General features: G+C 62.9%; 9 protein-coding genes. 7 read left to right on the top strand and 2 right to left on the bottom strand.

What is annotated here, in order from left to right; translation table 11 throughout:
• Positions 1-7 precede the first annotated feature (7 nt).
• The 7 genes from treZ (at position 8) to PSAKL28_RS15055 (ending at position 11362) form a co-directional block, all read left to right on the top strand.
• On the top strand, positions 8-1786 hold the full coding sequence (gene treZ, locus PSAKL28_RS15025; protein WP_051939393.1) for a malto-oligosyltrehalose trehalohydrolase: 1779 nt from the start codon (positions 8-10) through the stop codon (positions 1784-1786).
• Positions 1779-3842, top strand: coding sequence for a 4-alpha-glucanotransferase (gene malQ, locus PSAKL28_RS15030; protein ID WP_038611915.1), 2064 nt, complete (start codon positions 1779-1781; stop codon positions 3840-3842). Before treZ ends, malQ begins: the two co-directional genes overlap by 8 nt.
• Positions 3839-6607 (top strand): malto-oligosyltrehalose synthase, encoded by a 2769-nt coding sequence (locus PSAKL28_RS15035; protein ID WP_038611918.1) that lies wholly within the window; start codon positions 3839-3841, stop codon positions 6605-6607. Before malQ ends, PSAKL28_RS15035 begins: the two co-directional genes overlap by 4 nt.
• Positions 6608-6625: 18 nt before the next feature.
• Positions 6626-6868 (top strand): DUF2934 domain-containing protein, encoded by a 243-nt coding sequence (locus tag PSAKL28_RS15040; RefSeq protein WP_038611921.1) that lies wholly within the window; start codon positions 6626-6628, stop codon positions 6866-6868.
• Positions 6869-6964: 96 nt separating this feature from the next.
• Positions 6965-9109 (top strand): glycogen debranching protein GlgX, encoded by a 2145-nt coding sequence (glgX, locus tag PSAKL28_RS15045; protein ID WP_038611924.1) that lies wholly within the window; start codon positions 6965-6967, stop codon positions 9107-9109.
• A gap of 63 nt (positions 9110-9172) precedes the next feature.
• Positions 9173-9967 (top strand): endonuclease/exonuclease/phosphatase family protein, encoded by a 795-nt coding sequence (locus PSAKL28_RS15050; RefSeq protein WP_038611928.1) that lies wholly within the window; start codon positions 9173-9175, stop codon positions 9965-9967.
• Positions 9968-10279: 312 nt separating this feature from the next.
• Positions 10280-11362, top strand: coding sequence for an autotransporter domain-containing protein (locus tag PSAKL28_RS15055; protein WP_038611931.1), 1083 nt, complete (start codon positions 10280-10282; stop codon positions 11360-11362).
• A gap of 125 nt (positions 11363-11487) precedes the next feature.
• Here PSAKL28_RS15055 and PSAKL28_RS15060 read toward each other — a convergent pair whose 3' ends face one another.
• Both PSAKL28_RS15060 and PSAKL28_RS15065 read right to left on the bottom strand, forming a co-directional pair.
• The gene (locus PSAKL28_RS15060) at positions 11488-12570 is read right to left on the bottom strand and encodes an NAD(P)-dependent alcohol dehydrogenase (protein WP_038611935.1); all 1083 of its coding nucleotides are present in this window, start codon (positions 12568-12570) and stop codon (positions 11488-11490) included.
• Positions 12571-12684: 114 nt separating this feature from the next.
• Entirely contained in the window at positions 12685-14145 is a 1461-nt protein-coding gene (locus tag PSAKL28_RS15065; RefSeq protein WP_038611938.1) for an acyl-CoA reductase, read from the bottom strand.

The following is a 14145-nucleotide window of genomic DNA, read 5'->3' on the forward strand; positions in this document are numbered from 1 at the left end:
GGCAGGTATGCCCTTGAGGTCAGATCAATTCGCGACCCACGGGGCCGTGATGCTCGACAGCAACACCGTGCGCTTCGCGCTGTGGGCACCCGATGCCCACAGCGTCGAGGTCTGCCTGCTGCCCGACCGGCGCCTGCCGTTGCAGCGCGGGGCCGATGGCTGGTTCCAAGGGCGGTGGCCGGCGACGGCTGGCAGTCGCTATCGCTATTGCATCGACGGCGAACTGCAGGTGGCCGACCCGGCGTCGCGCTTTCAACCCGAAGGCGTGCACGGTCCCAGCCAGGTCGTCGATCCTGCTGCCTACCCGTGGCAGCACCGTCATTGGCAAGGCCGGCCCTGGCATCAAGCGGTGATCTACGAAGTCCACGTCGGCCTCATGGGTGGCTATGCCCAGGTGATCGAACAATTGCCACGGCTGGCGGCACTCGGTGTGACGGCCATCGAACTGATGCCCCTTGGCCAGTTCCCCGGTAACCGCAACTGGGGCTATGACGGCGTGCTGCCTTTCGCCCCGCAACACAGTTACGGCACACCGGAGCAACTCTGCCAGTTGATCGACCAAGCCCATGGGCATGGGCTGATGGTGCTGCTGGACGTGGTCTACAACCACTTCGGCCCGGACGGCAATTACCTCCATCACTATGCAAGCGCGTTCTTTCATCAGGAGCGGAGTATCCCTTGGGGCGCCGCCATCGACTTTCGTCGCCGCCAGGTGCGTGACTTCTTTATCGAAAATGCATTGATGTGGCTGCACGACTACCGCTTCGACGGCTTGCGCCTGGATGCGGTGCACGCCATTGATGATGCGGATTTTCTCCATACATTCAGCCAACTTGTGCGTCGGACCATCGCGGCGGGTAGACACGTCTGGCTGACAATTGAAAATGAGCACAATCAGGCGAGTTTGCTCGAAGGGGTGTTCAACGGACAGTGGAACGATGACGGCCACAACGCCTTGCATGTGCTGCTGACCGGGGAAGATGAAGCCTACTATGCCGACTACAGCCGGGCGACCGTACACAAGCTGGCCAGGTGCCTGAGCCAGGGTTTCGTCTTTCAGGGTGAGCCTGACCGCAAAGGCCGTCCCCGTGGCGAACCCAGCGCTCACCTGGCGCCCAGCGCCTTCGTCCTGTTCCTGCAGAACCACGATCAGGTCGGCAACCGTGCCCGGGGCGAGCGCCTGACCCGGCTCTGCCCGCCGCAGGCACTGCGTGCCGCCACCACCCTGCTGTTGCTGTCACCGATGATCCCGCTGCTGTTCATGGGCGAAGAATGGGGCAGCGAGCAGCCGTTCCTGTTCTTTACCGACCACCACGATGCCCTGGCCGATGCCGTGCGCGAAGGACGCCGGGCCGAGTTTGCCGGATTCAAGGCCTACGCCGACGCCGGCCAAAGGGCGGCAATCCCCGACCCGAACGCCCTGGCCACCTACACCGATTCGCGCCCGCAGGTGCCTGACGACCCACACTCAACGTGGCAGGCGCTCTACCAACAGCTGTTGCACCTGCGTCAACAACACATCACTGCACAACTGCCCGGTTGCCGTGCACTGGGCGCCGAGGTGATTGCCGACAAGGCACTGACCGCCCGCTGGCGTCTGGCCGACGGCCGCGAGCTGCGCATCGACCTGAACCTCGCTGCGAGCGCCGTGCCTTGCCAGCTGCCCGAAGCCTCGACACACCTCTACTTCTGTACAGACGCCCCTTTGGGCCGCAATCAACTGGGCGCTTATTCCGCCCTCGTCAGCCTGCTTCCCCCCCTTACGCCGGAGCCTGCCCATGACTGATGCACTTCTGCAGCAACTGGCCGAACTGGCGGGTATCACCGTGGACTGGATTGATACCAACGGCCGCGCGCAACGCGTCAGTGATACTGCCTTGCGCCAGGTCCTGGCCGGGCTTGGGCATCCGGCCGACGATGCCCAACAGATCAGCGCCAGCCTGCACGCACTCAAGGTTGCCCATGATGCCCGGCACTTGCCGCCACTGTTTACCGTCGATGTGGAACAGGCGCTGGATCTGTCGGCGTACTTTCCCGCAGCCAGCCCGTGCCGAGTGCAGCAAGAAGACGGCACCGAGCTACAACTGCAACTGGACGACCACAGTGCGTTCCCCGCCGGGCTACCGATCGGTTATCACCGCGTAGAGATCGGCGACCGGCACTTCACCCTCGCCGTCACCCCGACACGCTGCTTCAGCCTGCAGGACGCCCTGAACACCCCGACACCCCGGTGCTGGGGTATCAGCGCCCAGCTCTACAGCCTGCGCCGTAACGGTGATGGCGGTTTCGGCGACTGCCTGGCGCTGGAGCAACTAGCCCGCAGCGCCGCCGAGCGTGGTGCCGATGCCTTGGCCATCAGCCCGCTGCACGCCATGTTCGCCAGCGATACCCGGCGCTACAGTCCGTATTCGCCGTCCAGCCGCCTGTGGCTCAACAGCGTGTACGCCAGCCCTGCCGCCCTGTTGGGTGAACGCGCCGTGCGTATGGCGATCGAGACCCTGGGGCTGGAGGAACAACTCCAGCAGCTCGAACAGCAACCCTTGATCGACTGGCCCACGGCTGCGGCTGCACGCTACCAGCTGCTACGCCTGCTGTTTGAAGACTTCATCGACGGCGATGATCCGCTTCGGGCCGATTTCGACAGCTACTGTGAACAGGCCGGCATTGCCCTTGAGCAACACTGCTGTTTTGAAGCACTGCAGGAGCAAGCTGGGGGGATAAGCCAGGACTGGCGGCAATGGCCCGCTGCCTGGCACGACCCGCACAGCCCCGAGGTGCGTGTTTTTGCCGAACAGAATGCACAGCAGATCCAGTTTCATGCCTTCTGCCAATGGATGATCGAACGCAGTCTGCAACGTGCTCAGGACGCCGCCCGCAGCCATGGAATGGCCATCGGCCTGATCGCGGACCTGGCGGTCGGTGCCGACGGTGCCGGCAGCCAGGCCTGGAGCCGTCAGGATGAACTGCTGGCCGGGCTCAATGTCGGTGCCCCCGCCGATGCCCTCAACCGCGCGGGGCAGAACTGGGGTATCTGCGCCTTTTCACCCGAGGGCTTGCGGCGCAATGGCTATCGCGCCTTCATTGAAATGCTACGGGCCAATTTTGCCCATGCCGGCGGCTTGCGCATCGACCATGTCATGGGCCTGCAGCGTCTGTGGCTGGTTCCCCAAGGCGCGCATGCCAGCGAAGGCGCTTACCTGAACTATCCGCTGGACGACCTGTTGCGCTTGCTGTGCCTGGAGTCCGTGCGCCACCGGGCCATCGTGCTGGGTGAAGACCTCGGCACCGTGCCCGAAGGGCTACGGGAAAAACTCGCCCAACGGGCGATTCTCGGCATGCGCATACTGCAATTCGAGCAAGAGCGCCCCGGACACTTCAAGCCCATCCTCGACTGGCCCGATAACGCCCTGGCCACCTCCAGCACCCATGACCTGCCGCCTCTGGCCGGCTGGCTGCAGGCCCGCGACATCGACTGGAACCAGCGCCTGGCGCTGATCGACGCCACCAGCGAACGGCACTGGCGCGACCTCCGCCAGCAGGAACGTCAGGGTTTGCAACAGACCCTTGAGCACAATTACGCGGTACAACCCGACCCTGACAGCCTGATCGACGCCTGCGTCCGTTATCTGGGACATACCCGCGCGCCCTTGGTGTTGATTCCGCTGGAAGACCTGCTGGGCATCGACGAACAACCCAACCTGCCCGGCACCATCGACGGCCATCCCAACTGGCGCCGACGCTTTTCCCTGCCGGCCACCACATTGCTGGACGATACCGATGCCGCGAGGCGCCTGGAGCTTCTGGCCCAGGCCCGTGAGCAGGCCTGGGAGCGCGACCGTTGATCAGCCTGAATGCCACGCTGCGCCTGCAGTTTCATGCCGGCTTCACCCTCGATGACGCGCTGGCGCTGGTGCCCTACTTCGCCCGGCTGGGCATCAGCCACCTGTACGCCTCTCCGCTGCTCAGTGCGCAGCCTGGTTCGCTGCATGGCTACGACGTGATCGACCCGACCCGCGTCAACCCGGCACTCGGTGGCGAAGCGGCACTGATCAGACTGGTGGCGGCGTTGCGCCTGCATGGCATGGGCCTGATCCTCGACATCGTCTCCAACCACATGGCGGTCGGCAGCAACAACCCCTGGTGGCAAGACCTGCTGAGCTGGGGCCGGCGCAGCCGCTACAGCACGTTCTTCGATATCCAGTGGCACTCCAGCGATCCCTTGCTCGAAGGCCAGCTGCTGCTGCCGTTTCTCGCCAGTGACTACGGTGCAGCCTTGCAGGCCGGCGACATCCCGTTGAGCTTCCAGGCCAGCGATGGCAGCTTCCACATCCGTCACCATGAGCAGCGCTTTCCTGTCTGCCCGGCCGATTACGGACAGATCCTCTGCCTGAGCGAGCACCCTGCAGTGCACGCCCTGGGCAAACGCTTTGAGGCTTTGCACAGCGAGGCTCAAGCCGCCGACAAGGCCGTGTTGCTGCACCAGCAATTGCAGGCGCTGGCCGCAAAAGTTTCGCTCGACAGCCTGCTCGATGCCTTTGACGGGCGCACAGCAACAGGCTTCGAACGCCTGCACCACCTGCTCGAACAGCAGGCCTATCGCCTGGCCAGCTGGCGTACCGCCGCCGATGACATCAACTGGCGGCGCTTTTTCGACATCAACGAGCTGGCCGGCCTGCGGGTCGAGCGTAGCGAGGTGTTCGAAGCCACTCACCAGAAGATTTTCGAGCTGATCCGCACCGGTCTGGTCGATGGCCTGCGCATCGATCACATCGACGGCCTGGCCGATCCGCGTGGTTATTGCCGCAAACTGCGCCGGCGCGTCGATACCCTGTTGGCTCAGCGCCCGCTGAATGCGGCGCTGGAGCACCTGCCGATCTATGTCGAGAAGATTCTCGGCGCCAACGAGCAATTGCACCGTGACTGGGGGGTGGATGGCACCACCGGCTACGAGTTCATGAACCAGGTCAGCCTGTTGCAGCATGACCCGGAGGGCGAAGACATCCTCAACGAAGCCTGGAGTGCCCTCAGTGAGCGCCCGGCCTTTGCCGAAGAACTACGCCTGGCCCGCCAGCAGGTGCTCAGCACTAGCCTGGCCGGGGATTTCGAATCGGTTGCCCAGGCGTTGTTGCAGGTCGCCCGCGACGACCTGATGAGCCGCGACCTGACCCTGGGCGCGATTCGCCGGGCGCTGCAGGCGCTGGTCGAGCATTACCCGGTGTACCGCACTTACCTGCATGCTGGCGGACGCAGCGCCGAAGATCTGCCGTTCTTCAGCCACGCCATGGCGGCTGCCCGGCAAAACCTCAGCGAAGGCGACTGGCCGGTGCTCGATGCCCTGCAGCGCTGGCTCGGCGGCCAACCCTGGCGCAGCCTGCCACCCGGCCCGTCGCGTAAACACCTGCGCCATGCCTGCATCCGCTTTCAGCAGCTGACCGCGCCAACAGCCGCCAAAGCCGTCGAAGACACCGCCTTCTACCGCTCGGCGTTGCTGCTTTCGCGCAATGACGTGGGCTTCGATGCCGAGCAGTTCAGCGCACCGCCCGAAGCCTTTCACCAGGCCTGTGAGCAGCGCCTGCAACAGTTCCCGCACAACCTGCTGTGTACCGCCACCCACGACCACAAGCGTGGTGAAGACAACCGCGCGCGCCTGGCGGTGTTGAGCGAACGCAGTCGCTGGTTCGTCAGCCGGGTCGAGCACTGGCGTGAATTGGCCGCGCCGCTGCGCAGCACCCTGGCCGATGGCATGGCGCCGAGCGCGGGTGATGAATGGCTGCTGTACCAGACCTTGCTGGGCAGCTGGCCCCTGGACCTGAACGAAAGCGATCCGCTGGCGCTGCAGGCCTATGCCGAGCGACTGTTGCAATGGCAACGCAAGGCCCTGCGCGAAGCCAAACTACGCAGCAGCTGGAGCGTGCCGAACGAAGCCTACGAACACGCGTGCCAGGCCTTCACCCATGGCCTGCTGCAAGACCCGCAGTGCCAGCAACTGCGCCATTCCCTGGCCCAGGCAGCGCAATCGATCGCCTGCGCCGGGGCCCTGAACAGCCTCGCCCAGTGCCTGCTGCGCATGACCGTCCCCGGGGTGCCCGACCTGTACCAGGGCAATGAGTTCTGGGACCTGAGCCTGGTCGATCCGGACAACCGTCGCGCCGTGGACTTTGCTGCCCGGCGCCAGGCGCTGGACGACAGCACCAACACGACGCAGCTGCTCCAGGATTGGCGCAACGGCCGGATCAAACAGGCGCTGATCAGCCAGGTGCTGGAACAGCGCCAGCAGTACCCCGAACTGTTCAGCCAGGGCCGCTATCTGCCACTGCAGGTGCAGGGTAGACACGCCGCCAAGGTGCTGGCCTTCGCCCGGATCGGTGACGCTGCGCGAGCGATCGTGATTGTGCCGCGCCTGGCCTGTGGCTTGCTTGGTGATACCCCGGTTCCGTTGATTGCACCGCAGCACTGGGAAGATACCCGGCTGCTGTTGCCGTTCGCCTTGTCACCTGCCCATTGCTCGGGACTTTTTGCCAGCAGCGTAGTCACAGCCTCAAAGGAGCTGTTACTCAGCGCTGCACTCAAGGAGTTTCCGGTCAACCTGTTGATTGATCATGCCTAAACCCTCAGGAGCGTCGAGATGAGTATCGAAGAAAAACGTGTTCGAGAGTTCGCCTACCAGATCTGGGAATCGGAGGGTAAGCCCGAAGGCCAGGAGTCCCGGCACTGGGAAATGGCACGCAAACTCGCCGAAGCCGAAGCCCTGGCGCCCAAGGCGACGCCGCGCAAGGCCAGGGCCAAACCGGCTGCACCGGCGTCACCGCCGAGCAAACCGGCGGCGGTGAAAAAACCGCGGACGCCGAAGAAACCGCCGGTTGCATGATCCTTTTTCGCGGGGCAAGCCCGCTCCCACAGAGCAATGGTGTGAACTGTGGGAGCGGGCTTGCCCCGCGATTAACCCAACCGATCAAGGAGCCCCATGAAAAAGCCCGCCCCTGCCGTCGAACCCTCGCGAATCCGTGAAGGCCTGCCCTTCCCGCTGGGCGCCACCTGGGACGGCCTGGGGGTCAACTTCGCGCTGTTCTCCGCCCATGCCACCAAGGTCGAGCTGTGCCTGTTCGACGCCAGCGGCGAGGTTGAACTCGAACGTATCGAGCTCCCGGAATACACCGACGAAATTTTCCACGGTTACCTGCCCGATGCCCATCCCGGACAGATCTACGGCTACCGTGTACACGGCCCCTATGAGCCGCAGAACGGCCACCGTTTCAACCCCAACAAGCTGCTGATCGACCCTTACGCCAAACAACTGGTGGGCAGTCTGAAATGGTCCGAAGCGCTGTTCGGCTACACCATTGGCCACGCCGATGGCGACCTCAGTTTCGATGAGCGCGACAGTGCTCCGTTCGTGCCCAAGTGCAAGGTCATCGACCCGGCCTACACCTGGGGCCGCGACCAGCGTGTCGGCGTGCCCTGGGACCGCACCATCCTCTATGAAGCCCATGTGCGCGGCATCAGCATGCGCCATCCGGCAGTGCCGGAAAGTAACCGCGGCACCTTTGCCGGGCTGATGTGCGACGAGTTGCTCGAGCACATAAAGCAGCTGGGGGTGTCATCCATCGAGCTGTTGCCGATCCATGCCTTCGTCAACGACCAGCACTTGCTGCAAAAAGGCCTGAACAACTACTGGGGCTACAACAGCATCGCCTTCTTCGCCCCCCATCCGCGCTACCTGGCCAACGGCAAGATCGCCGAGTTCAAGGAGATGGTCGCGCACCTGCACAATGCCGGCCTGGAGGTGATTCTCGATGTGGTCTACAACCACACCGCCGAGGGCAATGAACTGGGCCCGACCCTGTCCATGCGTGGCATCGACAACGCCTCCTACTATCGGCTCAGGCCCGACGACAAGCGCTTTTACATCAACGATTCAGGCACCGGCAACACCCTGGACCTGAGCCACCCCTGCGTACTGCAACTGGTCACCGACTCGCTGCGCTATTGGGCCGGCGAGATGCATGTGGACGGTTTTCGCTTCGACCTGGCAACCATCCTTGGCCGTTACCACGAAGGCTTCGACGAGCGTCACAGCTTTCTTGTGGCCTGTCGCCAGGACCCGCTGCTCAGCCAGGTCAAGCTGATTGCCGAGCCCTGGGACTGCGGCCCCGGTGGCTATCAGGTGGGCAATTTCGCCCCCGGCTGGGCCGAATGGAACGACCGCTTCCGCGACACCGTGCGCGCCTTCTGGAAAGGCGATGAAGGCCAGCTGGCCGACTTCGCCGCGCGCATGACCGCATCTGGCGAACTGTTCAACCGTCGCGGGCGGCGGCCCTATGCCTCGGTCAATTTCGTCACCGCTCACGATGGCTTCACCCTGCGCGATCTGGTCTCGTACAACGACAAGCACAACGAAGACAACGACGAAAACAACGAAGACGGCAGCAACCACAATATTTCCTGGAACCACGGCGTCGAAGGGCCCACCGATGATCCCGAGATCAACGCCCTGCGCCTGCGCCAGATGCGCAACTTCTTCGCCACCTTGCTGCTGGCCCAGGGCACGCCGATGATCGTCGCCGGCGACGAGTTCAGCCGCACCCAGCACGGCAATAACAACGCCTACTGCCAGGACAGCGAAATCGGTTGGGTCAACTGGCAGCTGGATGACGAGGGCGCGGCGCTGCTCAAGTTCGTCAAACGCCTGACCAAACTGCGTCTGGCCTACCCGGTGTTGCGCCGCTCACGCTTTCTGGTCGGCGACTACAATGAGGCGATCGGGGTCAAGGACGTCACCTGGCTGGCGCCAGACGCCAGCGAGATGAGTGTCGAGCAATGGCATGACAGCCAGGGCCGTTGCCTGGGCATGTTGATGGATGGTCGCGCCCAGGTCAGCGGTATCCCGCGCCCGGGGGCGGATGCCACCTTATTGCTGATCGTCAATGCCCATCACGACACGCTGGCCTTCACCCTGCCACAGGTCCCTGAGGGGCAACACTGGAACTGCCTGATCGATACCGATCGACCACAATTGCGCAAGGGTGAACGGCATGGCTTCGACAGCCCGTTGCAGGTGCAGGGACGTTCGCTGGTACTGCTGGAGCTGCAACCCGAAGACGACAGTTGAACAGCGGGAACTGACACCTTCAGGTCCGGTCCCATGCAGTAGGCTTGGTCATCAGGAGCAACCGTGAAACTCGAACCGGACGCCACTCTCCTTGCAAGCACCCAGACGGCGCCGGCCGTGCGCCGGCTGCAGGTACTGACCGTCAACACCCACAAGGGTTTCACCGCCTTCAACCGCCGCTATATCCTGCCCGAACTGCGCGAGGCGGTGCGCAGCACCCAGGCCGACATCGTGTTTCTCCAGGAAGTGCTCGGCAGCCATGACCGCCACGCCGCGCGCCACACCGGTTGGCCGCACACCTCGCAGTACGAGTTCCTCGCCGACAGCATGTGGGCCGACTTTGCCTATGGGCGCAATGCCGTGTACCCCAATGGCCACCACGGCAATGCACTGTTGTCCAAGTACCCGATCATCGAACACCGCAACCTCGACGTCTCGATCACCGGCCCCGAGCGCCGCGGCCTGCTCCACTGCGTGCTGGATGTGCCTGGCCAGCCTCACGTGCACGCCGTCTGCGTGCACCTGTCGCTACTGGAAAGCCATCGGCAAAAGCAGTTGCAGTTGCTGCGCCGCTTGCTCGACTCACTGCCCGCTGGCGCCCCGGTGATCATTGCCGGTGACTTCAATGACTGGAAGCTGCACGGCAACCGCACCCTGGGCCTGCACCGGGGTCTGCATGAAGCATTCGAGCGTCACCACGGCCTGCTGGCGCGGACCTACCCGGCACGCTTGCCATTGCTGCGCCTGGACCGTATCTACCTGCGCAATGCCAACAGCCATGCGCCTCGGATCCTGGGTAACAAGCCCTGGAGTCATCTGTCCGATCATCTGCCGCTGGCGGTTGAAGTGCAGCTTTAGCAATGATTCGGCATAGCCACTTTGGCTGAAATCGCCATCACGACTATCGAATGTAAATAATTGTTTAATTTCAGCAAATTGCCCGACCCAATAGCTTGACAAGTGTTGCTTAACACATTCTTGACGCACGCCCACTCCTCTCCTTAGCTACATGTAATGCAGCATTGCAAGACTCCTTTCCGGGCCTCTAGCTCGCGCCTTTCAGCGCGCGAAAGAGACCGGTCTTGCTGGTTTGGGTCGCCCTCTGGTTTTGCCTTACAGCCCGTGACATCAGGCCAGAATCCTTGGCTGTTATAACAGAGGAGATCCGCCATGAAAAAAACTCTGAATCCTGCTGGCTTTGAGTATGTTTTCTATGCGGTTTCCACGTCGCTGCTTCTTGCAACCCCGTTGGAAACCCATGCGTTGGGCCTGGAGGATAACGACCCGTACAACACCCTGGTGCAAGCGCAGGTACAGACTTTGCCGGCGCTCTCGCTGACGCCGGTCCATGCCGGTGGCCTGGGCCTGAACACCCTCAGCGCGTTCTCCGAGCGCCTGGCCGAGCGCAATGCTTCGTCAGCCTCTGGCACCATCGCCAGCCAGTGGGCCGCATTCTTTCCGACCCCCATCAGAAACGGTGCACCGGCGCCCTCGCGCCTGGAACTCAACAACCAGAGCCTGCAGATCAGCCCGGACCTGTTTATCCGTGAAACCAGCAGCGGCAATACTCACCGTGCCGGTTTTTTCGTCGGTCACAGCAGCCTGCACAGTGGCTTCGACGGTATGCGCAAACCCCTGGTCGGCGACAGAAAATCCAACGTCAGCCTCGAAGGTGAAAGCCTGGGTATGTACTGGAGCATGACCCACGATCAGGGCTGGCACTTGGATGCGGTGGCCATGGGCACCCGTTTCGACGTCAACGGCCGCAGCGAAAACGGCCAGCGCCTGGATGGCGACGGGCATGCGCTGACCCTGTCGGTTGAAGGTGGCTACCCGATCAGCCTGGGCGCCAACTGGACGATCGAGCCGCAAGCGCAATTGATCAACCAACAGTACTTCCCCGGCAGCCAGACCCAGACCGACACCCAGCAAGCCTTCGACCAACAGCCAAACTGGACTGGCCGGGTCGGTGCCAAATTGTCTGCGCGCTACAACGTTCGCGGCATGCCCATCGAACCCTTCCTGCGTACCAACGTCTGGCACGACTTTTCCAACGCCGACACCGTCAGCCTGGACAAGGTCGACAAGATCAGCAGCGGGCGTAACTCCACCACCGTTGAACTGGGCCTGGGCCTGGTGGCGCGCGTTACCCCCAAAGTGGCCCTGTTCGTCAGCGCCGACTACAGCAGCGATGTCGATGACAATGATTTGAACGGGGTGATTGGCAACCTCGGGGTCAGGGTCAGGTGGTGAGTGGGCGACAGGCAATGGTGTGAGTGGAGTCGTTCAAGGCGGCGATAGTACGGAGTCTTTGCGTGTATGCGCCGCCAGAACCAATGCATAGCCCCCGAGAGAAGGCTGCGCAGCTGTGTAGTTTTTTACCTTGCGCTCTCCCCCGCGTCCTGGATATCGACGGATTTGAGCGACGCCATGTCGATCACGAAACGGTACTTCACATCATTGTTGTGCATGCGCGTGAAGGCCTGGTTGATGTCCTGAATCTCGATCATCTCGCAGCTCGGCAGCACCTGGTGCTCAGCGCAGAAGTCCAGCAGTTCCTGGGTCTGTTGCAGGCCACCGATCAACGAACCGGCAATCGAGCGGTTGTTGACCGCCAGCAATGCACCATGAATAGGCTCCAGCGGCTCCAGCGCACCCACCAGCACCAGCGTGCCGTTACGGGCCAGCAGCATCAGGTAGGGGTTGACGTTGTGGCGGCGCGGGATGGTATCGAGCACCAGGTCAAAACTGCTGGCCGCCGCTTTCATCGCCTGCGGCTCGCCGGACAACAGCACATGATGGGCGCCGAGTGCGCGGGCATCATCAGCCTTGCCGGGCGAGGTGGTGATCACCGTAACCTCGGCGCCGAGCGCAACGCCAAGCTTGACGGCCATGTGGCCCAGGCCGCCCAGGCCGATGACCGCCAGACGCGTACCAGCCTTGACGCCGTGCGCGCGCATTGGCGTCCACATGGTGATGCCTGCGCACAGCAGCGGGCCGGTAAAGCGCGGGTCCAGCGCCGGCGGCACACGCAGCACAAACTGCTCGCGCACGACGATGTGCTGGGCGTAGCCACCGCGGGTCACTTCGCCGCTGATGCGGTCCAGGCCGTTATAGGTCGGGGTCATGCCATGGGTGCAATGCGGTTCCTGGTGGTCCTCGCAGGCCGCACACTGCTGGCAGCTGTCGACCAGGCAACCGACCGCGACAAGATCGCCAGCACGGTAACGGCTGACGGCACTGCCCACGGCGGTGACCCGGCCGACAATCTCGTGGCCTGGTACACAGGGAAAACGTGTGGTGTTCCAGTCGTTGTGCACGTAGTGCATGTCGGAATGGCAGACGCCGCAGTAGTCGATGTCGATGGCGACATCGTCGTCACGCAGCACCCGACGCTCGAAACGCACAGGTTCAAGCGGCGCGTTGGCTTCATGGGCGCCGTAGCCGATACAAGTGGTCATGGTGGTTTCTCCAGTTATTGGCCGGTGGGAGCGGGCTTGCCCCGCGATGCGATGTGACAGGAAGATCGCTATCGCGGGGCAAGCCCGCTCCCACAACGGGGAATGTCGGTGTATTTACGAGATCGACGGGCGCAGCCAGGGTGCGGCGCTGGTTTCCGGCGCGGCGATCTGGTTGGAGATCCATTTACCCATGCGCCGCATCGGCTCGATGGAGTCCTGTGGTGCGGCAAATTTCATCGCCGCGGCATAACCCAGCGAGACGATGCGTTGCGCACCGTAGAGCGGCAATACGTCCTTGAGCTGGTCCTTGATGCTTTCCGGATAGACACCGACGGTCTGGGTGTAGGCATCGACCGCGTTCATCATTTCGCTCAAGTCATCGACCGGCACCAGGTTGGCGGTACGGTCATCGAGGCTGGCGGCAAACGACACCGGCTCGGGTAGCTGCGAACAGATGATTGCGCCCTCACCGGCCTTGCCGCCAATGACCTTGTACCACTCGTCATCCAGGCGCAGCGCATCGACATGGGCTTTCAGGCCCTGGTCATAACGCTTGGGCGTGGTACTGAGGGTGTTGGGCAAGCCGAGCATGGCCTCGTAGACATACTGGCCAAAGACGTTAAGGCGCTCCAGCCCTTGCTCATCCGTGCCGCTCTGCACGTACACCACGCGCGCGCAGACACAGCCTTTCTGATTGATCGCGCCGATATCGGCCGCCAGACGCACGGCAGCTTCGCGCATGTTCGCCTCGCTGTCGAAAGTGTCTTTGCCGATGATGCTGGCGCTGCGTTTGGGGTCCAGGGAAATCAGTTCCAGGCCGGGCTGGATGTAGCGAGTGACATGCTTCATCGAAGCAAAACCACCCCAGGCGACAATTTTCTCGAGGTTCTGCGGCTGGTACAGACGCTGCTCGAACGCCTCGTCGCCACCTTTCCAGTAGGCGACACTCAGGTGTTTGGTCAGCGGATGGTCGGGGGCCATGTCGACCATGGTGCGGGCGATGGCCAGTGCGGTGAACGGGTCATTGGACGGTGCCTTGATGATCGCATCGCTGCGCAGGACCATGTTGCGGATGATGGTCCACAGCGACAACGACACCGCGTTGCCGGCGACGATGTGCAGGGTACGCGCACCGAAGCAGCGCACTTCAAGTTGAGTACCGTCGAGCAGGGTTTGCGGCACCCAGCCTTCCAGGTAGTTGATACCGACGGTACTTTCGGCCATCTCTCTGATCAACTCACGCGACAGCAGGTGCTGCAGGCCCATGTAGGAGCCCTTGACGATGCTCGGGGTGGTCGGCGCAGTCAGGTACGACAGCTCGCAGGCTTCCTGCAGGTACCGGTTTTTGTCCAGGGCCAGGCGTTCGCCGAGCGCCACGGCGAAATCGAGAATGTCCTCGAAGCTCAAGCTGTACAGATCCGCAAGCCTGGCCGGATTGCCCAGCGGCAGCTGGTCGATGTACTTGTTGGCATCGGGGGTGAGGAAGCTCAGGTCACCGCCGCGGCCACCCACTTCAATCAGGTTGTCGGTGATCACTTGACCACGAATGATCATCGGCGCAATGGGGTGGGTCAT

The sequence above is a fragment of the Pseudomonas alkylphenolica genome, from assembly GCF_000746525.1.
GTDB lineage: Bacteria > Pseudomonadota > Gammaproteobacteria > Pseudomonadales > Pseudomonadaceae > Aquipseudomonas > Aquipseudomonas alkylphenolica.

What these genes read in the sequence shown, in the direction of transcription:
- treZ (WP_051939393.1), top strand. Translation starts at nt 8, where the DNA reads ATGCCCTTGAGGTCAGATCAATTCGCGACCCACGGGGCCGTGATGCTC.
- PSAKL28_RS15065 (WP_038611938.1), bottom strand. Translation starts at nt 14,145, where the DNA reads ATGACCCACCCCATTGCGCCGATGATCATTCGTGGTCAAGTGATCACC.
- malQ (WP_038611915.1), top strand. Translation starts at nt 1,779, where the DNA reads ATGACTGATGCACTTCTGCAGCAACTGGCCGAACTGGCGGGTATCACC.
- PSAKL28_RS15040 (WP_038611921.1), top strand. Translation starts at nt 6,626, where the DNA reads ATGAGTATCGAAGAAAAACGTGTTCGAGAGTTCGCCTACCAGATCTGG.
- glgX (WP_038611924.1), top strand. Translation starts at nt 6,965, where the DNA reads ATGAAAAAGCCCGCCCCTGCCGTCGAACCCTCGCGAATCCGTGAAGGC.
- PSAKL28_RS15055 (WP_038611931.1), top strand. Translation starts at nt 10,280, where the DNA reads ATGAAAAAAACTCTGAATCCTGCTGGCTTTGAGTATGTTTTCTATGCG.
- PSAKL28_RS15060 (WP_038611935.1), bottom strand. Translation starts at nt 12,570, where the DNA reads ATGACCACTTGTATCGGCTACGGCGCCCATGAAGCCAACGCGCCGCTT.